The organism is Streptomyces sp. NBC_00370, from assembly GCF_036084755.1.
GTDB lineage: Bacteria > Actinomycetota > Actinomycetes > Streptomycetales > Streptomycetaceae > Streptomyces.
The window spans coordinates 3,553,897-3,577,413 of the sequence record NZ_CP107968.1; the positions used below are offsets into that span (position 1 = coordinate 3,553,897).

At 69.7% G+C, this 23,517-nt stretch carries 19 protein-coding genes, 1 tRNA gene and 1 pseudogene; 9 read left to right on the forward strand and 12 right to left on the reverse strand.

Annotated elements, in window-relative coordinates; all coding sequences use genetic code 11:
- Positions 1–53 precede the first annotated feature (53 nt).
- From OHS57_RS15770 to OHS57_RS15780, 3 genes are all read left to right on the forward strand, one after another.
- Complete coding sequence (locus OHS57_RS15770; protein ID WP_328582345.1) at positions 54–1,274, forward strand: low temperature requirement protein A; 1,221 nt, start codon at positions 54–56, stop codon at positions 1,272–1,274.
- On the forward strand, positions 1,261–2,307 hold the full coding sequence (locus OHS57_RS15775; RefSeq protein WP_328582346.1) for a P1 family peptidase: 1,047 nt from the start codon (positions 1,261–1,263) through the stop codon (positions 2,305–2,307). The genes OHS57_RS15770 and OHS57_RS15775 overlap by 14 nt, the downstream gene beginning before the upstream one ends.
- A 113-nt stretch (positions 2,308–2,420) precedes the next feature.
- Complete coding sequence (locus tag OHS57_RS15780; RefSeq protein WP_328582347.1) at positions 2,421–3,203, forward strand: DUF6227 family protein; 783 nt, start codon at positions 2,421–2,423, stop codon at positions 3,201–3,203.
- Positions 3,204–3,255: 52 nt separating this feature from the next.
- Here OHS57_RS15780 and OHS57_RS15785 read toward each other — a convergent pair whose 3' ends face one another.
- Positions 3,256–4,770 (reverse strand): MFS transporter, encoded by a 1,515-nt coding sequence (locus tag OHS57_RS15785; RefSeq protein WP_328582348.1) that lies wholly within the window; start codon positions 4,768–4,770, stop codon positions 3,256–3,258.
- Positions 4,771–4,833: 63 nt separating this feature from the next.
- On the opposite strand from OHS57_RS15785, the gene OHS57_RS15790 reads away from it, so the two are divergent.
- Positions 4,834–5,811, forward strand: coding sequence for a helix-turn-helix transcriptional regulator (locus OHS57_RS15790; RefSeq protein ID WP_328582349.1), 978 nt, complete (start codon positions 4,834–4,836; stop codon positions 5,809–5,811).
- A 118-nt stretch (positions 5,812–5,929) separates the two neighbouring features.
- On the opposite strand, the gene OHS57_RS15795 is transcribed toward OHS57_RS15790, so the two are convergent.
- Positions 5,930–6,925 carry a sigma-70 family RNA polymerase sigma factor gene (locus tag OHS57_RS15795; RefSeq protein ID WP_041988700.1) on the reverse strand — a complete coding sequence of 332 codons (996 nt, stop codon included), beginning with the start codon at positions 6,923–6,925 and terminating at the stop codon, positions 5,930–5,932.
- Positions 6,926–7,077: 152 nt separating this feature from the next.
- Between OHS57_RS15795 and OHS57_RS15800 the strand changes: the two genes are divergently transcribed.
- Positions 7,078–7,656, forward strand: coding sequence for a GNAT family N-acetyltransferase (locus OHS57_RS15800; RefSeq protein WP_328582350.1), 579 nt, complete (start codon positions 7,078–7,080; stop codon positions 7,654–7,656).
- Here OHS57_RS15800 and OHS57_RS15805 read toward each other — a convergent pair.
- Positions 7,639–8,421: a dioxygenase family protein gene (locus OHS57_RS15805; protein ID WP_328582351.1), complete on the reverse strand. Its 783-nt coding sequence runs from the start codon at positions 8,419–8,421 to the stop codon at positions 7,639–7,641. The genes OHS57_RS15800 and OHS57_RS15805 overlap by 18 nt on opposite strands.
- Positions 8,422–8,516: 95 nt before the next feature.
- On the opposite strand from OHS57_RS15805, the gene OHS57_RS15810 reads away from it, so the two are divergent.
- Positions 8,517–9,026 (forward strand): MarR family winged helix-turn-helix transcriptional regulator, encoded by a 510-nt coding sequence (locus OHS57_RS15810; RefSeq protein ID WP_328582352.1) that lies wholly within the window; start codon positions 8,517–8,519, stop codon positions 9,024–9,026.
- A gap of 82 nt (positions 9,027–9,108) precedes the next feature.
- On the opposite strand, the gene OHS57_RS15815 is transcribed toward OHS57_RS15810, so the two are convergent.
- Both OHS57_RS15815 and OHS57_RS15820 read right to left on the reverse strand, forming a co-directional pair.
- Positions 9,109–10,632: an MFS transporter gene (locus OHS57_RS15815; protein ID WP_041988693.1), complete on the reverse strand. Its 1,524-nt coding sequence runs from the start codon at positions 10,630–10,632 to the stop codon at positions 9,109–9,111.
- A 195-nt stretch (positions 10,633–10,827) separates the two neighbouring features.
- A complete protein-coding gene (locus OHS57_RS15820) occupies positions 10,828–11,487 on the reverse strand; it encodes a TetR/AcrR family transcriptional regulator (protein WP_041988691.1) in 660 nt (219 codons plus the stop codon).
- Between the two features lie 304 nt (positions 11,488–11,791).
- Here OHS57_RS15820 and OHS57_RS15825 point away from each other — a divergent pair, with 304 nt between their 5' ends.
- Positions 11,792–13,090, forward strand: a complete 1,299-nt coding sequence (locus OHS57_RS15825) for a M6 family metalloprotease domain-containing protein (protein ID WP_328582353.1) — start codon at positions 11,792–11,794, stop codon at positions 13,088–13,090.
- 64 nt (positions 13,091–13,154) lie between these two features.
- On the opposite strand, the gene OHS57_RS15830 is transcribed toward OHS57_RS15825, so the two are convergent.
- From OHS57_RS15830 to OHS57_RS15855, 6 genes are all read right to left on the reverse strand, one after another.
- A complete protein-coding gene (locus tag OHS57_RS15830; protein WP_443042899.1) occupies positions 13,155–14,873 on the reverse strand; it encodes a class I adenylate-forming enzyme family protein in 1,719 nt (572 codons plus the stop codon).
- A 155-nt stretch (positions 14,874–15,028) separates the two neighbouring features.
- Positions 15,029–15,610, reverse strand: coding sequence for a cysteine hydrolase family protein (locus OHS57_RS15835; protein WP_328582355.1), 582 nt, complete (start codon positions 15,608–15,610; stop codon positions 15,029–15,031).
- The gene (locus OHS57_RS15840) at positions 15,586–17,301 is read right to left on the reverse strand and encodes an MFS transporter (RefSeq protein WP_443043073.1); all 1,716 of its coding nucleotides are present in this window, start codon (positions 17,299–17,301) and stop codon (positions 15,586–15,588) included. Before OHS57_RS15840 ends, OHS57_RS15835 begins: the two co-directional genes overlap by 25 nt.
- A 185-nt stretch (positions 17,302–17,486) precedes the next feature.
- A complete protein-coding gene (locus OHS57_RS15845) occupies positions 17,487–17,909 on the reverse strand; it encodes a MarR family winged helix-turn-helix transcriptional regulator (RefSeq protein WP_041988685.1) in 423 nt (140 codons plus the stop codon).
- A 93-nt stretch (positions 17,910–18,002) separates the two neighbouring features.
- On the reverse strand, positions 18,003–19,340 hold the full coding sequence (locus OHS57_RS15850; protein ID WP_328582356.1) for a ThuA domain-containing protein: 1,338 nt from the start codon (positions 19,338–19,340) through the stop codon (positions 18,003–18,005).
- Between the two features lie 161 nt (positions 19,341–19,501).
- Positions 19,502–20,467, reverse strand: a complete 966-nt coding sequence (locus OHS57_RS15855; RefSeq protein ID WP_328582357.1) for a threo-3-hydroxy-L-aspartate ammonia-lyase — start codon at positions 20,465–20,467, stop codon at positions 19,502–19,504.
- A 128-nt stretch (positions 20,468–20,595) separates the two neighbouring features.
- On the opposite strand from OHS57_RS15855, the gene OHS57_RS15860 reads away from it, so the two are divergent.
- Both OHS57_RS15860 and OHS57_RS37775 read left to right on the forward strand, forming a co-directional pair.
- Positions 20,596–20,668 (forward strand) — tRNA-Arg (locus tag OHS57_RS15860).
- A 460-nt stretch (positions 20,669–21,128) separates the two neighbouring features.
- Positions 21,129–21,316, forward strand: a pseudogene (locus OHS57_RS37775) (IS630 family transposase); the annotation flags it as partial.
- Positions 21,317–21,407: 91 nt separating this feature from the next.
- Here the strand turns inward: OHS57_RS37775 and OHS57_RS15870 are convergent.
- Positions 21,408–23,315, reverse strand: coding sequence for a hypothetical protein (locus tag OHS57_RS15870; RefSeq protein WP_328582358.1), 1,908 nt, complete (start codon positions 23,313–23,315; stop codon positions 21,408–21,410).
- Positions 23,316–23,517: the final 202 nt, after the last annotated feature.

Sequence of the window (23,517 nt, forward strand, 5' to 3'; positions counted from 1 at the left end):
GCGTACGGCGGTGCGCGTCGCGCCGCGTCGGAGCACTCTGCTGTGCTGGTCCCATGACGCCGACCGACGCAGCGCATGACGCAGCGGTGAGCCCGCACCGCCGGATGACCGCCCGCAGCCGGGACGAGGCACACCGCGCCTCGACCCCGCTGGAACTCTTCTTCGACCTGTGTTTCGTGGTCGCCGTCGCCCAGGCCGGGGGCCGCCTGGTGCACGCGCTCGCCGAGGGGCATGTGGGCACCGGCGTCATCGGGTATCTGTTCATCTTCTGGGGCGTGTGGTGGGCCTGGATGAACTTCACCTGGTTCGCCTCGGCGTACGACACCGACGACGTGCCGTACCGGATCGCGACCCTGGTGCAGATCTGCGGTGTGCTGATCTTCGCCGCCGGGGTGCCGCGCGCCTTCGACGACAACAACTGGACCGTCGCCGTCGTGGGCTATGTCGTGATGCGGCTGGCGCTGACGACACAGTGGCTGCGGGCGACGGCCGCCGAACCTGCGGGCAGTCCCGGGCGGCGGACCAATGTGACCTACGCCGTGGGGCTGGTGATCTGCCAGGCGGCCTGGCTCGGTCTGCTGGCGGTGCCCGGAGGGATGAAGCACTGGCTGTTCCTGATCGTCGGGGCGGCCGAGATGCTGGTGCCGGTGGTGGCCGAGCGCCGGCATGCGACGCCGTGGCATCCGCACCACATCGCCGAGCGCTACGGGCTGTTCACGCTGATCGTCCTCGGCGAGACGATGTCGGCGGCCACCGTGGCCGTCCAGTCGGCCCTCGACGAGCATGACGTCCTGCACCGGCTGCTGCCCATCGCCGGTGGCGGTGTCCTCATCGTCTTCTCCGCCTGGTGGATCTACTTCGCCGTCCCGGCGCAGCGGCGGTTGAGCAGCAACCGGCAGGCCATTCCCTGGGGTTACGGCCACTTCGTCATCTTCGGTTCGGCCGCGGCGATCGGTGCGGGCCTTGAGGTCGCGGTGGAGCAGGCCACGGGCGAGGCGCATATCTCCACCCTGGCGGCGTCCGCGGCCGTCACCGTCCCGGCGGCGGTCTTCCTGCTGACCGTCTGGCTGCTGCACGCGCGCCACTTCAAGTCCGGCCCGGCCCAGCAGATCGTGCTGCCGGGCGCGGCGGTGGCCATCGCCGCCGTCACGTTCGCCGGTACGTGGGCGGTGCTCGTCGCCGGTCTGGTGGCGGCAGCGGCGGTGGCCGTCGGGGTGGCACTCGTCAGGGGCGGCACGGACAGCGAGACGGAGGGTGATCATGACAGCGAATGACGCACTGACCGATGTGGCCGGACTGCGGGTCGGCCACGCACAGGTCGACGGGGAGCATGCCCTGACCGGGACGACGGTCGTCCTCGCCCCGGAGGGCGGGGTGGTCGCCGCCGTCGACGTACGGGGCGGCGGGCCCGCCACCCGGGAGACCGACGCCCTCGACCCGCGCAATCTCGTGCAGCGCGTCGAGGCGGTCGTCCTGACGGGCGGCAGCGCGTACGGCCTGGACTCGGCGTCCGGGGTGATGGCGTGGCTGGAGGAGCGCGGCCGTGGCGTACGGGTCTCGGCCGACCCGGCCCAGGTGGTGCCGGTCGTGCCGGCCGCCGGGATCTTCGACCTCGGGCGCGGCGGGGACTGGCAGGTGCGTCCCGACGCGGCGACGGGCCGGGCCGCCGTCGAGGCCGCCGCGGCGACCCCTGCCGGGGCGCCGGTAACCGAGGGCGGGGTCGGCGCCGGTACGGGGGCGGTGGTGGGGTCGCTCAAGGGCGGGGTCGGTACGGCGAGTCAGCGGCTGGAGTCGGGCATCACCGTCGCCGCGCTGGTCGTCGCCAACGCGGCCGGATCGGCGGTCGATCCACTCACAGGGGTGCTGTACGGGCAGTACTACGACGGACGTACGGACCATCCCGCCACGGAGGTCCACGAGGCGGCGCTGCGAAGACTGGCAGAGGTACGAGCGCAGGGGGCTTCCGCTCCGCTCAACACCACGCTCGCCGTCGTGGCCACCGACGCCCAACTGACCCGCGCCCAGGCCCAGAAGCTCGCCGGCACGGCACACGACGGCATCGCGCGGGCGGTGCGCCCGGTGCACCTGCTCAACGACGGCGACACCGTCTTCACCCTCGCGACCGGCCAACTCCCCCTCGCCGAAGGCGATCCGCTCGCCCTGAACGAGGTACTGGCCGCCGGTGCGGACGTGGTGACCCGTGCGATCGTGCGCGCGGTTCTCACGGCGCGCGGAATGACGGGCCCCGGCGGGACGTTCCCCTCGTACACGGATCTCTACGGCAGCGGCGGACGGAAACGGGTGTGAAAAACTTCCGCTACGAACGTCTACCTTTCTCCAAATTACGGACCCGATGTCAGCCCCAGGGGCTACGTTATGCAATCACCAAGTGACATGTGGCGACGTCCTGGAGAGCCAACTTGAACGGTCCGTATGAGACGACCGAGCCGACCGAGAGGCAGATCGAACGCCTCTTAGGCCGTGCGCTGAACTCCTTCGATCTGCCCGACACCCTGATCGAGCGGCTCCACGGCGCACTGGCCCACGCCAGTACGCTCACGTCGGCACACCACGGCGCCGGCCTGCACCGCGAGTTGTACCGGCACACGTATCTGCTCACGGACAGCAGCGCGCTCACCGTGTGGGAGCTGGTGCACAACGCCTGCCGGGACGGCGCGCAGGTGCACGAGCTGTACACGGAAGAGGCGGACGCCCGGCTCGCCGCCTCCCGGCTGGCCCCCGGCGGGAAAGCCGGTACGGGACCCGGCGGTGACAGCACGGCAGATTTCGGGGCGGGCGGTTTCGGCGCCGAGTTCACCCTGCTCGGCAGTCTGCTGGTGACGCCCGCCGCCACCCCGCAGCGGATGTACGTCGCGGACAACTCCCCCGACCACGCCCGCCGGGTGCTGCGCCGCGCGGAGAACCCGGACCGGCCGGGCGAGGGGACGGCGCGCCAGCTGCGTACCGCCTTCGCCCACCACATCGCGCAGGTCTACGGCAAGCAGTGCCAGATCGACGGCAAGAGCGTCGGATTCACCCTCTACGAGCACGCGTTCCTGCTGATCGACGGCTCGGAGACCAGCCTCTGGGAAGTCGAGCACACGGCCACCCCGGACCGCCGTCATATGTGTGAGGTCTACGAAGAGGAGAGCGCGGCCCGCGAGGCGATGCGGGTACGTTCCCGGGTCGGCCCCCAGGGCTGAGCGGCGGCCCAGGGCACCACGCGGGCACCCGGGCCGCCCTCCCCCGCACGGCTCAGTGGTCGACGGCCGCCGCCCGCGCCCTGGCCGGCAGGGCGAACATGACCGCGAAGATCACCGCCAGTACCGCGACGACCCACCACAGCGCGTGCTGGAAGCCGTCCACGAACGCCGGACCCACCGGACCCTTCGCCCCGTCGATCACGCCGAAGAACACCACCGACACCAGCCCGAGCCCCAGTGCGTTGCCCATCTGCTGCGTCGTGTTGATGAGACCCGACGCCGAACCCGAGTGCTCGCGCGGTACGTCCGACAGCACGGCGTCCGTCAGCGGCGCGACGATCAGCCCCATCCCGAGGCCCATCACCACCAGCGGCAGGATCATCTGCCAGGTGTGGATCCCGGTGCCGTACCGGGCCGACTCACCGATGTACAGCAGCAGTCCGGCGATCATCAGCAGCGCGCCCGCCTGCAGCACCTTGCGGCCGAAGCGCGGCACGAGCTTCTGCACGGAGAGCCCGGCCGCCGTGGAGACGGCGATCGAGAACGGCAGTCCGGTCAGCCCGGCCCGCAGCGGTGTCCAGCCGAGCCCTATCTGCATGTAGAGCGTCCAGACCAGGAAGAAGATGCCGAGCGCGATGCCGAAGGTCAACTGCACGGCGATACCGGCGGCGAAGCTCTTCACCTTGAACAACGACAGCTCCACCAGCGGCGATCCGTCCTTGCGCGTCTTGTACCGCTCGTACGCCACGAAGCCGGCGAAGACCACCGCGCTGCCGGCCATGAGCAGATGTCCCCAGAGCGGCCAGCCCAGTTCACGGCCGCGGGTCAGCGGATAGATCAGCATCAGCAGACCGAGCGTCACCAGCACGACGCCCACCAGGTCGAGGCGCAACGCCGTGGGCGCCTTGGACTCGGTGATGAACCTCCGGCCGAGGATCACCCCGGCGATCCCGACCGGCAGGTTGATCAGGAAGATCGGCCGCCACTCCAGGCCCGCGACGTTCCACTGCGTCAGCAGCGCGCCCAACAGCGGTCCCGAGACGGCGCCGAGGCCGACGATCGCGCCGAACATCCCGAAGACCTTGCCGCGTTCGTGCGCGGGGAAGGTCGCGTGGATGATGGCGAGCACCTGCGGCACCATCATCGCCGCCATGGCGCCCTGGAGCAGCCGGGAGGCGACCAGCATCTCCGGATTCGCCGCGAAGCCGCACAGCGCGGACGCGAGGGTGAAACCGGTGATGCCGACGAGGAAGAGCCGCTTGCGGCCGTAGATGTCACCGAGCCTGCCGCCGGTGATCAGACCGGCAGCGAAGGCCAGCGCGTACCCGGCGGTGATCCACTGGATCGAGCCGAACGAGGCCTTCATGTCGCGCTCGATGCTGGGGATCGCGATGTTGACGATGGTGACGTCGACCAGATCCATGAAGGCCGCCGTCATGATGACGGCCAGGGCGAGCCAGCGCCTGCGGTCCCCCGGGGCGGGGGCGACCGGCGCGGAGGCACCGGGCGGGCGGCCCTCGGGCGCGGGGTCGGAAGCCGTATCCAGTACGGCGGTTCGGGAACTCATGGGGCACACGCTAGAAGTCATCTAGGACAGTTCATGTCCTATACGGACCGCATCATGGGAACCATGACGGACACCCCGGCACGACTCCTCAGCCTGCTGTCCCTGCTCCAGACCCCGCGCGAGTGGCCGGGCAGTGAGCTGGCCGAGCGGCTCGGCGTCAGCCCGCGCACCATCCGCCGCGACATCGACCGGCTGCGCGACCTCGGCTATCCCGTCGAGGCGTCCAAGGGCGCCGTCGGCGGCTACCGGCTGGTCGCGGGGAGCGCCATGCCGCCCCTGCTGCTCGACGACGAGGAGGCCGTCGCGATAGCCGTGGGACTGCGGGCGGGAGCGGGCCACGCCATCGAGGGCATCGAGGAGGCGTCCGTACGGGCTCTCGCCAAGCTGGAGCAGGTCCTGCCGTCCCGGCTGCGTCGCCGGGTGTCGACGCTCCAGGCGGCCACCATGCCGCTCACCCGGGGCGACGGAGGAACGGTCGCCCCGCGCACCCTGACCACGATCGCGTCCGCCGTCACCGGCAAGGAGCGGCTGCGCTTCGGCTACCGCTCGGGCGACGGTACGCGCACGAAGCGGCAGGTCGAGCCGTACCGGCTGGTCTCCACCGGCTGGCGCTGGTATCTCGTCGCGTACGACCTGGGGCGGGCCGACTGGCGTACGTTCCGGGTCGACCGGGTCAGCGACCCCTTCGCCACCGGCTCGCGGTTCACCCCGCGCGAGCTGCCGGCGGGTGACGCGGCCGAGCTGCTGGGGAAGTCGATGGCCGCCCGGACGCGGGCGCGGTTCGAGGTCGACGTGAGCTTCGCGGCGCCCGCCGACTTCGTGGCGGGCCGGCTGCCGTCGTTCCTCGGCGCACCGGCCCCGACCGGGCCCGACTCCTGCCGGCTGCGGACCGAGTCGAACGACTCGCCGGAGTGGCTGGCGCTGCGACTGGCCCTGGTGGACTGCGAGTTCACCGTCCACGCGCCCACGTCGCTGACGGACCATCTGAAGGACCTGGGCGCCAGGCTCACCCGCGCGGCCGGCCGTGCCGGGCATGGGTGAGCCCCGGCACCTGGGGGGGGTTGGTGCCGGGGCTCGTCTCAGGGGGCCGACGAATCGGCCGACGCGCACAAGCGCACTGTGCGGATACGGGTGACACTACGGCTGCGGAGCGGCTGCGTCACGCCGCCGCGTCGAAACCTGTGTCCCTGGCCATTTTCTTCAGCTCCAGAAGCGCGTGCTTCTCGATCTGACGGATCCTCTCGCGGGTCAGCCCGTGCTCCTTGCCGACCTCGGTCAGCGTGCGCTCGCGGCCGTCCTCGATGCCGTACCTCATCTTGATGATGGAGGCCGTGCGCTGGTCGAGCTTGCCGATGAGGTCTTCCAGCTCCTCGCTGCGCAGCAGCGTCATCACGGACTGCTCCGGCGAGACCGCCGAGGTGTCCTCCAGCAGGTCGCCGAACTGGGTGTCGCCCTCGTCGTCCACCGACATGTTCAGGCTGACCGGGTCACGCGCCCAGTCCAGCACGTCCGTCACGCGCTCGGGCGTGGAGTCCAGCTCCTTGGCCACCTCGGCATGCTCCGGGTCGCGGCCGTGCTCGCGGTTGAACTCGCGCTGCACGCGCCGGATCCTGCCCAGCTCCTCCACCAGGTGGACGGGGAGCCGGATCGTACGGGACTGGTCGGCTATGGAGCGGGTGATGGCCTGACGGATCCACCACGTCGCGTACGTCGAGAACTTGAAGCCCTTGGCGTAGTCGAACTTCTCCACGGCGCGCACCAGGCCCGCGTTGCCCTCCTGGATCAGATCCAGCAGGGGCAGGCCGCTGCGCGGGTAGCGCCGCGCGACGGCGACGACCAGGCGGAGGTTGGACTTGATGAAGATGTCCTTGGCGCGCTCGCCCTCGGCTATCAGCGCTTCGAGCTCTTCGCGCGAGGCTCCGCCGGCCTCGCTCTGGACGTCTCCTTCGAGGATCTGCCGGGCGAACACGCCGGCCTCGATGGTCTGGGACAGCTCGACTTCCTTTGCGGCGTCGAGCAGCGGTGTGCGAGCGATCTCGTCGAGGTACATGCCGACCAGGTCGCGGTCGGCGATCTCCCCGCCCACAGCGCGAACACTGCTTGCCGCGTTCGTTCCGCGGGTGGCGGTACGACGGGCGACGGCACGGGTTGCCATGCGAGCTCCCTTACTTGACTGAGTAGGTCGCGACACCCTCCCGGGTGCCCTGCATCTGTCGGTAAGAACGACTGGAATCCGGACAGAATTCCCCTGCGTGCCTGGATTTTTGTGATCATGCAGTACCCTGTCCCGCCGCAGGGAGGTACCGAATGGCGCCCAGGGCCCGAGAAGTGCAGGTCAGGTCAGGAACGGAGGCCGACATCGGCCCGCTGACCGACATCTACAACCACTACGTCCGCGAGACCGCCGTCACGTTCGACACCGTTCCCTTCACCCCGCAGGAGCGGCTGCCATGGCTGCGCTCCCACCCTGAAGACGGCCCGCACCGGCTTTTGGTTGCTCAGGATGTCCCGTATGCCCGCATTCTGGGTTATGTAACCAGCAGCCCCTTCCGGGCGAAGCCCGCTTACTCCACCTCCGTGGAGGTCAGCGTCTACTGCGCGCCGGACGCCGCGGGGGGCGGCGTCGGCACGCTGCTGTACGAGGCGCTCTTCGCGGCGCTGGAGTCCGAGGACGTCCACCGCGCCTACGCGGGCATCGCGCAGCCCAACGAGGCCTCCGGGCGGCTGCACGCGCGCTTCGGCTTCCGGTACGTGGGGACGTACCAGGAGGTCGGCCGGAAGTTCGGCCGCTACTGGGACGTGGCCTGGTACGAGAAGCCGCTCGGCCGAGAGACCGGGGCACGGCGGCTCAGCCCGCCCATCAGTCGCTCAGCCGAACTGGAGTGATCTCTTCGCCAGGCCCATCCAGAAGCCGTCGATGATGCTCCGGCCCTCACCCAGCTCGCCCTCCGCCGCTCCCAGCGTCACGAACAGCGGGGCGAAGTGCTCCGTGCGGGGGTGGGCCAGCCGCCCCGCGGGGGCCTTGTGCTCGAAGTCCAGCAGCGCGTCGACGTCCTGTGCGAGCAGCGCCCGCTGCCCCCAGTCGTCGAACTCCGCCGACCAGCCGGGCACCCCCGGACCGCTGTGCCGCAGCGCGGCGAGGTTGTGGGTGAAGAAGCCGCTGCCGACGATCAGCACGCCCTCGTCCCGCAGCGGCGCCAGCTTGCGGCCGATCTCCAGCAGCCGCTGCGGGTCGAGCGTCGGCATGGAGACCTGGAGGACGGGGATGTCGGCCCGCGGGAACATCTCGACCAGCGGCACGTACGCGCCGTGGTCGAGGCCGCGGTCCGGCACGTCCTGCACCGGCGTGCCCGCGCCGCGCAGCAATTTCCGTACGGAGTCGGCGAGTTCCGGGGCGCCGGGGGCCGCGTACCGCACCTGGTAGTAGTGCTCGGGGAAGCCCCAGAAGTCGTACACGAGCGGTATCGTCTCGACCGCGCCGAGCGCGAGCGGCGCCTCCTCCCAGTGGGCGGAGACCATCAGGATCGCCTTGGGGCGCGGCAGGTCCGCCGACCAGGCGGCGAGTTCCGCGGGCCACAGCGGGTCGTCGGCGAGCGGCGGGGCGCCGTGGGAGAGGTAGAGGGTGGGCATGCGCTCGGCGACTGCGTTCACGGCTCTTCACTCCCAGGTACTTGAGACCTCAAGCGTTCTCGGTCCTGAGACTAACCGAATCTAGTTAAACTTTCAATAACAGATAGGGTGCCTTCATGACCACGTCACCCACGGAGCCCCGCTGGCTCAGCGACGAGGAGCAGCGGGTCTGGCAGGCCTATCTGCATGCCACGACCCTGCTGGAGGACCATCTCGACCGGCAGCTCCAGCGCGACGCCGGGATGCCGCACATCTACTACGCCCTGCTCGTCCAGCTCTCCAGGGCGCCCGCGCAGGGGATACGGATGACCCAGCTGGCCAAGGACGCCAAGATCACCCGGTCCCGGCTCTCCCACGCGGTCGCCCGCCTGGAGAAGCACGGCTGGGTACGGCGCGAGGACTGCGCGTCCGACAAGCGCGGACAGAACGCGTTCCTGACCGAGGCGGGCGGTGAGGTGCTGCGGCGCTCGGCGCCCGGCCATGTCGCCGCCGTACGGGAGGCCATCTTCGACCGGCTGAGCCCGGCGCAGGTGGGCCAGCTCGGCGAGATCATGCGGGTGCTGGCCGAAGGGCTGCAGGCCGAGAGCCGCGCGGGCGCGGACGCGGATCTGCCCTGGCGCCGCTGAAACACCGCGACACCAGGGCAGATCCGTCGTACGTGTTCACCTGATCGCCTTCACGACCGGCTCAAGCCGGCGGGGGCGACCGTCAGTGCATCGCCACCGGGATCTTGACCTCGTCCTCGGAGCCGGCGTCCTTCGTACCGCCGCTGACCGTGCTCGCGCTCGGCCGTCCGGCGTTGATGAAGGTGAACGCGATGGCGGAGGCGACGGCGAGGATGCCGACGGCCCACCAGATGGCGTTCGTGTAGCCGTGCACAAGACCCTGCGCCTGGACCAGCTTCGCGTTGGCACCGGCGCCCGCGAGGTGCGCGGCGAGGTACGACGTGGTGGCCGAGGCGGCGATCGTGTTCAGCAGCGCCGTACCGATGGCGCCGCCGACCTGCTGCGAGGTGTTGACCATCGCGGAGGCGACACCGGCGTCACGCGGCTCGATGCCGTGCGTGGCCAGCGACATGGCCGGCATGAACGCCGTACCCATACCGAGGCCCAGCAGGACCATGCCCGGCAGGATCACGGCCGGGTAGGACGAGCCGACCTCAAGCCGGGTCAGCAGCAGCATGCCCACGGCGCCCAGCGCGAAGCCGGGACCCATCAGCAGCCGGGCCGGGACCCGGGTCATCAGCCGCGCGCCGATCTGGGTGGAGCCCGTGATCATGGCGACGACCATCGGCAGGAACGCGAACCCGGTCTTGACCGAGGAGTAGCCCTGCACGACCTGGAGGTAGTACGTCAGGAAGAGGAAGAGACCGAACATCCCGATGATGGCGAGGCCCAGCGAGGCGTAGACACCACCGCGGTTGCGGTCGGCGACCACACGCAGCGGCAGCAGCGGGGCCTTGACCTTCGACTCGACGAAGACGAACGCCGAGAGCAGGACCACGGTCGCCACGAACAGGCCGACCGTCATCGGGTCGGACCAGCCGTCGGAAGCGGCGCGGGTGAAGCCGTAGACCAGCGAGACCAGGCCCAGCGTGGAGAGCACGACACCGGGAACGTCGAGCGGCGAGCGGTTGCGCTGGCCCTCGGGCTCACGGATGACGAAGTACGCGCCGAGCGCGGCGACAGCGGCGAACGGGATGTTGACGAAGAACGTCCAGCGCCAGTTCAGGTACTCGGTGAGGAAGCCGCCGAGCAGCAGGCCGACGGCGCCACCGCCACCGGCGATCGCACCGAAGATGCCGAACGCCTTGGCGCGCTCCTTGGCCTCGGTGAAGGTCACGGCGAGCAGCGACAGGGCGGCCGGCGCGAGCAGGGCGCCGAAGAGGCCCTGAGCGGCGCGCGAGCTGAACAGCATCGCCTCGTTGACGGCGGCGCCGCCGACCGCGGAAGCGGCGGCGAATCCGGTCAGACCGATGACGAAGGCGCGCTTGCGGCCCCAGAGGTCACCGATACGTCCGCCGAAGAGCAGCAGTCCGCCGAAGGCGAGTGCGTAGGCGGTGATGATCCATTGCTTGTTGGCGTCGGATATGTCGAGGTCGGCCTGTGCGTGCGGCAGCGCGATGTTCACGATGGTCGCGTCGAGGACCACCATCAACTGGGCCAGGGCGATGAAGACGAGTGCCGTCCAGCGCCTGGGATCGGGAAGCCGGGTGTCGGCTGTTTGAGACATGGAGGTATCCACCTAAGGGTGCGAAAAGGCGAAAACGTGCGTAAGTACAGGCGACGCTGCCGGTCTTACGAGGTCGTTGAGTCACCCGGGTCATGAGGTGACGGTGTGATGGACAGGCGGGGTCGAGCGCCTGCCGCTGGTCTACGTGACGGCCTAGGGCCGAGGGTCAAATACGTGGAATGGGTTCAGGGCGCGTCACGGAGCGGCGCGGCGCAGATCCTCCAGAGTCGCGGCCTTGCCGGGGAGTTCCGACCGGGCGGGCGCCTCAAGGCCGTCCAGGAACAGCTGCAGATGCCGGTGGGTGAACCGGTCCATGTTGACGCAGCCGGTGCCGGGCAGCGGGCGGGTGAGCTGGGACAGCGCGACCATCAGGTCGCCGACGGCGACGTCGGTGCGCAGTCGTCCGGCCTGCCGTGCCCGTTCCATCAGCGCTTCTACGGCGCCTTCGAGGCGCATGCGCGCCGCGTCGAGGTCGGGGCGGGCTCGGTCGAAATCACCGGAGAGCAGGGGGCACAGGGCCCCCACCCGCTCGTCTGCCGCCGCGTGCACGAAGCGGCGGAGCGCGAACGAGGGGTCGGACTCCCGCATCGCGACTTCTTCGGCCAGGTCCGCCGTGCGGGCCAGGACGGAGAGCACGACGTCGTGGATGAGGGAGGTGCGGTCGGGGAAGTGCCGGTACAGCGTGGCGTTGCCGATGCCCGCGCGGCGGGCGATCTCGTCGAGCGGGGCCTCGGGCCCGTACTCCACGAACATCTCCCGGGCCGCTGCGACGATCCGCTCCCTGTTGCGCAGAGCGTCCGCGCGCGGTCGGGGAACCCGGCGCGCTTCGGTTTCGACGGCGGCTGTGGCGGTCACGTCGGCCTTCCCTCGTAGTGGGCGGTAACTCGGCCGTAACCGGGGATGGCTTCCCCGTTTGGCTCGGACACAGGTGCAAACGGGGAAGAGATCCCCGGTTATTTCACTCGATCGCGTGACCTGGCTCACACCATCGGAAGAACCCGCGACCGGCACCGGAAGTACCCACGATCGGCGCACCCAGCGAGCGCCGACACGCCGGGCGACGCAGGGTGATCGAACAGAGCGCAGTCGGCCCGGGCGCTCCCGTTCGGCCCGGGCAGTCAGGACGGCCGGCTGCCGGTGACCCGAAGGCGGCGACCGTATGCAGCACACGCGCGGGATACGTGGAGGCTCTCACGGCAGGCACCGCAGGCCCCGTCGGGTCGGCGCGCTCGCCGGACTGGCCGCCCTCACCCTCGCGGCGCTGACGACGGCGAGCGGCACGCTCCCCAACGCCAGTCGCGCCTCCGCAGGGCCCGCCGTGGACAACGACGCGGTGCTCGGCCCGTGCCGGATCGCCTCCACCACGACGACCGTACAGATGTCCGAGGGGCTGCCGACTCCGCCCGGCTACTCGCCCTCCACCGGTACGGTGCACGCCCTCAACCTGATGATCGACTTCCCGGACGCGCCGGGCAAGGGGCGGGCGCTCGACCGGCTCGCGGAATTCTTCCCGCAGACCACGAAGTGGTTCAGGACCAGCTCCTACGGGCGGCTCGACTACCACCCCGAGGCCCCGCTGAAGGACTGGCTGCGCATGCCGAAGGCGTTCTCCGCCTACGGGATCGAGCGCGGCTCACCGTACGAACCCGGCTACCACGACCTCGTCAAGGACATCGTGCGCGAGGCCGACTCACGGGTGGACTTCAGCGCGTACGACCTGGTGAACATCCTGGTCACCCCGAACGCGGGGCCCTCGGCGCTGGACACCGTCCTGTCCGTGACGTTCTCGGGGAACGACGACGCCCCGCACGCGGACGGGGTGCCGCTGTCCAACACGTCCTTCGTCTACAGCCGCCAGGACGACGGGTCGGGGTCGTACGCGGAGACCGGCTTTCGGGTGCTGCCGCACGAGAACGGCCATGTCTTCGGCCTGCCCGACCTGTACACCACGGACGGCGGCGGGGCCGTCGGGCACTGGGACATCATGTCCGAGGACTGGGGCGCCGACAACGACCTGCTGGGCTGGCACAAGTGGAAGCTCGGCTGGCTCGACGACAACCAGATCAACTGCGCCTCGTCGCCGGGCACCAGCGAGTACACACTGAAGCCGCTGGCCACCCCCGGCGGCTCCAAGCTGATCTTCATACCCGTGTCGGGCCAGTCCGGGTACGCGGCGGAGGTGCGCACGCGTGCGGGCAACGACGAGGCGGTGTGTGAGCCGGGGGTGCTGATCTACCACGTGGACTCGACCGTGGACACCGGCAGGGGCCCGGTGAGTATCGAGGACAGCAAGAAGGACAGCGGCGGCTGCACGCGGCTGCCGAACGTGCAGGCGGAACTGTCGGACGCGCCGTACCAGGCGGGCGAGTCGTTCACGGACGACGACAACCACATCAAGATCACGGTCCTGGCGCAGGAACCGAGCGGGAACTACCGGGTACGTGTGACCCGCTCCTGAGGCCGGTGCGGCGGCTCGGCGGCTTTGCGACTCGGCGGCTTTGCGGCTTGGCGGCTCGGCCGGGTCAGGTGGCGCCCGGCCCGCCCAGGGGCCCGGTCGCGGCGCGTGACGCGGCGCGCAACTCGCGCTTGAGCACCTTGCCCGTCGCGTTGCGCGGCAGTGGGTCCGCCCGCAGCAGTACGTGCGCCGGCACCTTGAACGGGGCGAGGCTCAGGGCGCAGTACGCGCGCAGTTCGTCCACCCCCGCCGTGGCGGCCGGCCTGAGCTGCACCACGGCCACGACCTCCTCGCCGAGCACCGGGTGCGGTACGCCGACCACGGCCGCTTCGAGGACGTCCGGATGGTCGTACAGCGCGGCCTCGACCTCCACGCAGTACACGTTCTCGCCGCCCCGTACGACCATGTCCTTGATCCGGTCCACGATGCTGACGCGCCCCTCGCGCACCGTCGCGAGATCGCCCGTCCTGAACCATCCGTCGGGGGTGACCGCCTCCACCGTCGCCTCCGGGTCGCCCCAGTAGCCCCGTACCAGCGACTGGCCCCTCAGCCACAGCTCCCCCACCTCGCCCGCCTCCAGCGGCGCGCCCGTCGGGTCGACGACGCGGGTCTCCGTGACCGGGGTGGGCCGGCCCACGCTGCCGGGAAAGGCGCGGTAGGCGGCGCCGAAGTTGGCCGTCACCCCGCCGCAGGTCTCGGTGAGGCCGTAGCCGTTGCGCGGTTCGACGCGCTCGCCGTAACGGTCGGTGATCCGGCCCACGAGGCCGGGCGGGGCTGCGGCGCCGCCGGTGTTCAGCATGGCGAGCGTCGGCAGGTCGTCGTCGGCCGCGACAGCCGCGTCCAGCAGCTGGAGAGCGGTGGACGGGACGCCGGCGAAGTAGGTCACCCGGTGTTCACGGATCAGTTCCAGGGCGCGCCCCGCGTCCCACTTGCGCATCAGGACGAGCGTCCCGCCCGCCGCCATCACCGAGTAGACGCTGGTGAAGGCCGCCACATGGAAGAAGGGGAACGTCATCAGGCCGACCGGCGCGGGCCCCTGGCCCGGGATCTCGCCGCGGCCGAGCGCGGCGACGGCGGCGAGGTAGCGGGGGTTCGTCGCCGCGCCCGCCTGGGCGAGCTGCGTGGCGACCGCGCCCTTCGGCCGGCCCGTCGTGCCGGACGTGTAGATGATCGTGGCGTCGTCCTCGGCCCGTACCTCTACGTCGGGCGGGGCGGCGGCCGGATCGGGGGCCGGCAGGTCCTCGTACCGCTCGACGCCGTCCTGCGCCTCGTCGTCACGTAGGGCGTGGAAGACCACCGTCCGCGCCCCGGCACTCCGCGCCCAGCCGCTGACGCGCGGCAGCCGCTCCCCGTCCACCAGCAGCACGCGCGGCTCGCAGTCGGCCAGGGCGTAGCGGAACTCGTCCTCGGTCCACCAGGCGTTGAGCGGTACGGCGACGAGACCGGCGAGCTGCGTCGCCCAGAAGGCGATCTGCCACTCGGGGTGGTTGCGCATCGCGATGGCGGCGCGGTCGCCGGGGCGCAGCCCGTACGGGCCGGCGAAGCGGTTGGCGAGCGCGGTGGCGGCGGCGAAGAACTCGCCGTAGGTGTACGTGCGGCTCTCGCCGACGAGGAACGGCCGGTCGCCGTACGCCCACGTGGCCTCGACGAACTCGCGCAGGGTGCGCGGGCCGCTCTCGTAGATCAGCGAGCCGTCCTCGGCGCGTACGACGGCGAAGGGCGCGCCGGGTGCGGTCAGCGCGGCGCCGGCCTCGGCTTCGGTGTGGGGCACGGGCACCTGGAGCACCTTCCTAGGCCTAAGCGCTTGCTCAGTGACCCGGTGACGCTATGCCCGCGCCCGGTACGCGGTCAACCGGGCACGGGCACGGCGTCACAGCCCCTTACCTACCGATCACTTGCACTTGCCGGTCACACTTGCCGATCACTGCCGATCACTGCCGATCACTTGCCGACGGTCGCGACCCACTCGTCCACCGTCACGACGTCCGCCTGGCGCGGGAACACCTTGTCGGTGAGCACCCGGTGCACCTCGGGGTCGGAGTCGAGGCAGCCGTCCTCCAGCACCGTGAGGCCGAAGTCGAGGTCGGAGGCCTGGCGGAGGGTCGACAGGACGACACCGCTGGTCGCGATGCCGGTGAGGACGAGCTGGTCGATCTCCCCGGCGCGCAGCACGAGATCGAGATCGCTGCCCGCGAAGGCGCTGACCCGCTTCTTCGTGACGACGACGTCACCCGGGCGCGGCGCGACATCGGGGTGGATCTGCGCCTGCGGATCGTCGTCCGTGAAACCGCCCGGCGCACCGGAGGCCGCGACGTGCGCGGCGACCGCCCCGAACGTCTTGTTGCGGGCGCTGACCTCGGGGTGCCCCTGCCGGAAGCCGACCACGACGTACACCACCGGGATGTCGGCGGCGCGGGCCGCGTCGACGGCCCGGCGCAGCCGTGGCAGATAGCCGGCGTCCCCGTCGAACCGGTCCGTGATGCCGCGCTGGACGTCCATCACGAGGAGGGCGCTTTTCGCCATTTGGGCTGTCCTTTCTCATTCTTGCCCGGGTCCTTGCCCGGGTTCTGGTCCGGGCCCTGGTCCGGGCCCTGGTCCGGGCCCTGGCCCGAGGGAGGCTGCTGGTCGGCACGCTGGTGCCCACCGCGCAGCAGGGAGGCGACCGCGGCGACCAGAGCCATGCCCGCGGCCACGCTGAAGACGATCACGAGTCCGTCGTGGAAAGGACCCGAGACCAGTTGGGGGAAGAAGCTGTGCCCGGTCAGCTTGGTGACCTGGGCGTGCGAGAGCTTGTCCAGCACTCCGCTCGGCGCCAGCAGATGTCCGATCGGGTTGTCGCCGAGGAAGGTCGCGAAGAGGGTGCTCACCGGTGGCAGCGACGCGACCTGGTCCGCCGTCGCCGCCGGTACCCCCTGGGCCTGGAGGCCTGAGTTGAGGGTGTGCGGCAACGAGGAGGCGAGGCCGGAGATCATCAGCGAGAAGAACACACCGATCGACAGCGCCGTACCGGAGTTCTGGAACGTGGAGCGCATCCCGGAGGCGACCCCGCGGTACTCCGGCTGGACACTGCCCATGATCGCCGAGGTGTTGGGCGAGGAGAACATCCCCTGCCCGAGCCCGTTGAGCAGCAACAGCGCGGCGAACAGGTAGTAGTTGAAGTTCACCGGCAGGGTGAGCAGCCCCCCGAACGAGGCCGCGACCAGCAGCAGCCCGCCGGTCGAGAACAGCCGGGCGCCGAAGCGGTCCGACAGGTAGCCGCTCACCGGGCCCGCGATCAGGAACCCGACCGTGAGCGGCAGCATCGCGACGCCGGCCCACAGCGGGGTGTCCTCGAAGTCGTAGCCGTGCAGCGGCAGCCAGATGCCCTGGAGCCAGATGATCAGCATGAACTGGAGCCCGCCGCGGGCGATGGCGGTCAGCAGCGCGGCGAGGTTGCCGGCGGCGAACGCCCGCACCCGGAACAGCGCGAGCTGGAACATCGGCTCCTTGACCCGCGTCTCCACGAAGCAGAACACGATCAGCAGGAAGATCCCGCCGAAGATCCCGCCCAGCACCATGGGGTTGGACCAGCCGGTCGCGTTCCCGCCGTACGGCTGGATGCCGTACGTGATCGCGGCGAGCAGGATGCCCGTGCCCGCGGTGAAGGTGACATTGCCGAACCAGTCGATCCGGCCCGGTTTGCGGGTGCCGGTCTCGCGCAGGCTGCGGTACGACCAGATGGAGCCGATCACACTGATCGGGACGCTGACCCAGAACACCGCACGCCAGTCGACGACGGCGAGCAGCCCGCCGGCGAGCAAACCGAGGAACTGTCCCGCCAGTGCGGTGACCTGGTTGATGCCGAGCGCCATGCCGCGCTGCCCGGACGGGAAGGCGTCCGTGAGGATGGCGGCGGAGTTCGCCGTCAGCATCGAGCCGCCGACGGCCTGCACCACCCGCCACAGGATCAGCCAGAGCGCGCCGCTGCCGCCTTTGAACGGGTCGAGCGACAGGGCGATCGAGGCGCAGGCGAAGATCACGAAGCCGAGGTTGTACATCTTGACGCGGCCGAACATGTCCCCGAGCCGGCCCAGTACGACGACGAGCACGGCCGAGACGAGCAGATAGCCCAGGATCATCCAGAGCAGATAGCCGATGTTCCCCGGCGCGAGCGGGTCGAGGTCGATCCCCCGGAAGATCGCCGGCAGCGAGATGATCACGATGGAGCTGTCCATCGTGGCGATCAGGACGCCGAGGGTGGTGTTGGACAGCGCCACCCACTTGTAGCGGTCGGTGACGGGCCCCCGGGCCGCTTCCCTGGCGGCGCGGCCCTTCGGCCGGGGGCCCTTGCCCTCGGGGCCCTCGCTGCCGGGGCTCTTGCCGTCGGGGCCCTTGCCGCCGGGGCCCTTGCGCTCGGCCGTCACAGCCGCTCCGCCAGCCGGTCGAGCAACGGCAGTACGCCCCGCAGCGCAGCGCGCTCGTCGTCGGTGAACTCCTCGTTCAGGACGGTGGTGAGCCGCTGGACGGACTCGGAGCGCCGGTCGATCAGCACCTTGCGGCCCTGGTCGGTCACCGTCATCACGGCGCGGCGGCCGTCGGCGGCGTCCGGGGTGCGCAGGACGAGCCCGCGCTCCTCCAGTGCGGCGAGCGTCGTCGCCATCGCCTGCGGACGTACCCGTTCGAGGTCGGCGAGGGAGCCGGGGGAATCGGCGCCGTCCCGGCTGAGCCGGGAGAGCACGGACACCTCGGAGAGGGTCACGTCGCCGACGGCGTGCTTCTGGCGCAGCCGCCGGGCGATCCGGGCGACGGACAGGCGGAGCGCCGCTCCAATCTCTTCATCCATAAGTAGTAACAATAGGCTTATCAAGAGAACGTAACTACCTCGACACCACCGAAGCGGCGCCGAGGTCAGCTACGTGCGGCGATACGTCCCCCGTTACGACTGCTGGAGCAGCTTGAACGACTGGGCCGCCGAGCCGTCACAGGCACGCTGGACGAGCTGCACACCGTCCGCCGCGCTCGCCGGGGCGCTGAGGCACTTGCCCGTGGCGCGGGTGGTGAAGTGGTAGGCGCCGGAGGACTCGGCCACCGCCTTCCACTGCTGGTTGGTGCCGCCGGAGTAACTCCACAGCTGGAGCGGCGCGTTGTCGGCCGTGGACACGTTGGTGACGTCGATGACCTGCTGCGGGTCGGCCCGGACACCGATCCGCGAGAAGCCGCCGTCCGTGGCGCGCACCTGGTACTGCTGCGCCTGGGTGCCGTTGCAGGCGTACTGCTGGACGGGGGTGCCGTTGGCGGTGGCGGCGGCCTTCGCGTCCACGCACTTGCCGTTGCCGCTGTTCACCAGCGAGTACCAGGCGGTCTCGGATATCGGCCCGGACGGCGGCGTCGTACCGCCGTCGCCCACCGATCCCGTACCGAGCCACTTGAGGCTGTCGACGAGGAACTTGTTCTGGGTGGCGCTGGCGAACGTGGACGAGAGCCGTTGGTTGGTGCTGTAGTTCATGTCGTTGTGCCCGAAGTTGGCGTACACCATCTTGTAGTTGGTGTTGGTCCACAGGATCGGGTAGTAGCCGCTGGTCCAGTCCTGGTTGGGGTCGGTGCCGAGCGGGAAGCTCACCGGGTCGACGGACGCCAGGATCTTGATGTTCGGGTTCTGCCTGAGGTCGTTGCTCCAGCTGTACCACTCGCTGACGGCGGAGGTGAACGTCGCGGGCAGCCCGGCGGTGTTGGGCAGCGAGTGGTCCTCGACCTTCAGCGTCGCGGCCTCCGGGCCCCAGGTGTTGGTCTGGAAGTTGCCCGAGCCGAGGAACTCGTTGTAGTACCAGGGCCACTCGCCGGCGTCGGTGGTGAAGGCGGAGACGTGGAAGCCCATCCAGCCGCCGCCGTTACGCATGTACTGCTCGAACCCGGCGCGCTGGGCGGCGGTGTGCGGGGCGTTGTCGAGGAACAGCACGACCTGGTACTGGGCGAGGGTGCTCGCGTTGGTGAGCTGGTCCCAGTTGTTGGTGGCGGTGTACGAGAAGTTGTTGGCGGCCGCCGTCTGCGGGAACCACGCGTTGGCTTCCTTGACGAAGTCGATGTGGGCGGCGTCGTACGTACCGTCGTAGAAGGCCAGCACCTTGAACGCGGGTGCGGCCGGGGCGGCTTGCGCCGCGACGGCCCCGCCGCCGGTGGTGGCGGTGGCGACCAGGCCGAGCAGCCCGGCCAGCAGTGCGAGCAGCAGCGGGCGGGCCTTCCTGGGGCGAGGTCTGTTCCAGCTGTTCCTGATCATCGGGCGACGACCCTTCTTCACACATGGGGGGTGTGTCATGCCCATGCCAATCACTGACGGAGTGACATGGCTCACTCGTGATTTAAGAAGTGAAGGCATCGCGTGTCAAGGCTTTGGTATGGACCAATAAGTCGAAGACGCTGGTCACCCGCGCGCGCCGGTCACGCGGCGGCCAGCAGCGCCGCGTACCGGTCGAGGTCGATGTTGCCGCCGCTGATCACCACACCGACCCGCTGCCCACGCAACTCGTCGGCCGCCCCGCGCACGGCGGCGAACCCGAGACAGCCGGTGGGCTCCACGACGAGCTTCATGTACGTGGCGAAGGCCCGCATGGCGTCGACGAGTTCGTCGTCGGTCACGGTGCGGATGTCGGTGACCGCATGGCGGATGATCTCGAAGGTGTGCTCGCCCAGATGCTGGGTCTGCGCGCCGTCCGCGATGGTCTTCGGCGTCTCGATCCGCACGAGACGCCCCTGCCGCAACGACTGCCGCCCGTCGTCGCCGGCCGCCGGCTCGACCCCGTACAACCGGCACCCCGGCGCGACCTCGCGCGCCACCAGCGCCGTACCCGACAGCAGCCCGCCACCGCCGAGCGGCACGAACAGCGCGTCCAACTCACCGACCTCGGCGAACAGTTCACGGGCGACGGTGCCCTGCCCCGCGATCACATGCGGATGGTCGAACGGCGGGACGAACGTCAGCCCGCGCTCATCGGCGAGCGCGCGCGTGATCTCCACGACGTCCTCGGTGTACCGGTCGTACGGGACGACCTGGCCGCCGTACGCCTTGGTCGCGGCGATCTTCGACGCGGGGCCGTCGTGCGGCATGACGATGGTCGCGGGAATGCCCAGCAGCTGCGCGGAGAGCGCGACCGCCTGGGCGTGGTTCCCCGACGAATAGGCCACCACCCCGGCCTTCCGCTGCTCGGGGCTGAACTGCGCGAGCGCGTTGTACGCCCCACGGAACTTGAACGCGCCGACGCGCTGGAAGTTCTCACACTTGAACACCACGTCGGCGCCGAGCTGTTCGTTGAGCAGCCGCGACCGCAACACGGGCGTCCGGTGCACCACGGAAGCCCCGCGCACCGCCGCGGCCTCCACGTCCCGAAAGGTCGGTGCCTGCACCATCGCCGCCACACTCCTCGCACTCCGCCCCACCGGCCTCCGACCCTACCGACCCCCCGGGCCAGCGCCCGGACCCCCCAGCCACCCCCGAACATCCGCTAACCTGTCCCCGGAGGCTTCCACGAAGCCCCGCCTTCGTAGCTCAGGGGATAGAGCACCGCTCTCCTAAAGCGGGTGTCGCAGGTTCGAATCCTGCCGGGGGCACAACGTATTACCGCTCTGACCTGGGGTTTCTCCCCCAGGGAGGGGTCTTACTCGGCCTCGGACTTCTCGTCCGGGGCCGTTTGCGTGAGCGGTGCGTGAGCGGACGGGGGAGTTGCCGCCCCAATTTGGCCCCACGGAGCAGCACCGGTCGGCACGCACTCGTCGGCCTCACCGGGCTGTGCGCCCGCCCCGGAACGGGTGTCTCGGCAGTGAATCGCGCTCGCGACACGAGCGGGGCCGCGGCCTCCGCGATCGTCAGGTCCGCCTCGGGGAGCAAGCTCGTGCCAACTTCGCACTGTCGGCCCCCAGAACCTTCCTCACCCACCTCCGCCAGCTCACCGTGACCACGGTCTGCACACGCGCCACCCGTCGCTGGAAGACGCCTACAGGACGGAGCCGACGGTCTCCCCCTACGCGATCGGAAGGATCCCGCTGCGCTGGCCCTGCTTGCCGCGAGCCGCCCTGCTACAAACCCGGCCATCAGCCCATGCTGATCTACCGGCCTCACCTGAATGATGGCCGGCGTGACGGGCGCAAGAACCTCACCTGGCGCGAATATCGGGACCTGCTGACCGCAGCCCACCAGCAACTTAACGGCCCGATCGTGCTCATCTGGGACACCTCAACGTCCACAAGGCCCCCAGCCTGGGCGACGTCACGAGTTCAACCTCAGTTGACAGCCCGAGTGTGCGAATTGGTCGGAGAGGCACGAGGAAGTCACGATGCCCCCGATCCATACCTACGACGAGGCCGTAGCTGTGCGACGAGTCCGCCAGTAGCTGGCGGCGTCTTGGCCTCCCTGCATCGCAGTGAACTCCTCCGACTCTTGCCTGAGTGCGGCAGCGGGCGCCGTGCCCTGAACGTAAGACTCGAGACCACGGTTGAGCGCGCTGCGGCTCAGGAACTCGGCGTACTCGTGCACGGACGCGACAATCGGAAAGCTGGCGGGATTCCCGTGCACCAAGGCGTTGCGAACACGGCTCCGCCTGGCCTTCAACACCGCACTCTCGGCGGTGTAGTTCGCAATCAGGGCGCTGTACTCGGCATGGTCGCTCACGCTGCCGAACATTCGCCTGATCCAGGCGCGCTCGGACTCGATGCGGCACAGCGAGAGGAGATCACCGCAGCGGTCGGCGACGAAGAGAATCCACGGGCGCGACGGTTTGTCCGCAAGCCATTCTCGGGTCAGCTCGTTGCGCAGTGCACTCTGGTTCCCACCGCCGAGCAGGCACATACCAACGGCTTGCTGCACGTCGGTAAGCCACCGAATGTGGGGCCAGCGCTCGCCGAGGAGGTTGAACAGGTCGTTAGGGGCGAGCGCAGCGTGTGCCGCGACGTGTTGCACCACACGGTCCGTGAGGGGGATCACGCTGCTGATATCTGCTTCGGACGGCTTGCGCATCGCCATGGCACGGCTGAACGGGTGGTCGGCGGCAGTCTGCACCTCGAGTGCGGCCGCGAGGAACCGGGGAAGTTCCTCGCGGGCCAGCGCCGAGGCGATGCGCGGCCCATGCTTCTTGACCGCGTCCGCGGTAATACTTTCACCGTAACGATCATCTGGGAAGGCAGCCTGACGTTGGGAGACAAGCCAGCTGAGAGGACCCGCCTTGCCGGAACGCAGGACCCCGTACTGAGCGAGGTGCGGGCGGACACCACCGGAGTTGTGGATCGAGACGTTGAGGATCGTGTTCACCACATGAACGGCACGCTCCAACGCACCAGATAGCGTGGTATTGCCGAGGTCAACACGCACCAGGAAGTCGACGTCGGACTCCTCGTCGACCTTCTTCGCGACCTCAAAGATGCCACCGTGCTGCACCAGCTCCCAGAGCTCCGCCTTGTGCTCGAAGTCTTGGCGCTCGGGCATGGCGTTGGGAACCGCCCAGTGGGCATTGATGAAGGACACCCGCCCGGCAGAGAGGTGCATGAAAGCCTCGCCCTGGTAGCCGAGCCACACCACGATCGGCTCGACCGGGGCCGGAGTGCCGATGTGGGTTCGGGCCCTCGCGATCCGTTGCGGCAGCGGCACATTCTGCTGGCCGATGGGGATGTCGTTGGGGTCACGACCGAATCCGACTATCGAGACCAGATCGCGGAAGATTCCCTCTGCACTGAGACCGCGCCTGCGCAGCTGATCGAAGAGCAGTTCGGCGATCTGCCGGTATTCCCGGCCCTCCAAGGTGCGGTCCTGCGCGGTGGCCACAAGGTCATCCCAGCTGATGCGGACAGCTTCGTCTGCCTCGAGCGCTTCGAGGAGGCCCTTCGCAGTCTCGATGACGTTGGTCCAGGAGGCGGCGGTGCGGGTACCCGGCGCCTGCTTCAAGGTCTCTGCAGTGCTTCCGGTGAGCTGTGAGAAGACGGTTTGGAATCGCTGGAGCGGTGTGTCAATGCGCGCTCGGAGCGAGGTTCCGAGCGCACGGATCGACTCGTCGAGGTCGAGCTGGAGCGACCTTCGGTTAGCGGAGTTCTTCCAGGCATCGACGCCGCTGGCAAGCTCCACCCACTGCAGGACTTCCTCTACAAGCACGGTGAGCGGTACGACAGTGCTGCCGCCGTGGCGGCGATCGAGCGATGAGACGAGGGACTTCAGCCAGTCTGGATCGTCGGCGGACCAGTGGTCGCTGACGTTGTAATCGGTCATCACCATGGGCCGCCAGCCTCTCGTGCAAGCCTCGCAGCAAGCCGGATGGCTGCTTCATCACGTCCTTGTGAGGATACGGGGCACGTTCACCCCTATAAGTAAGAAGGGCCGAGGCATCTCCTCCCCGGGGCACGCATCGTCCCGGCCGCAAAGCATGGGACGACCAGCGGCCCAATGTTAGAGCGGCGGCGTCGCTCCTGTGGGCCCG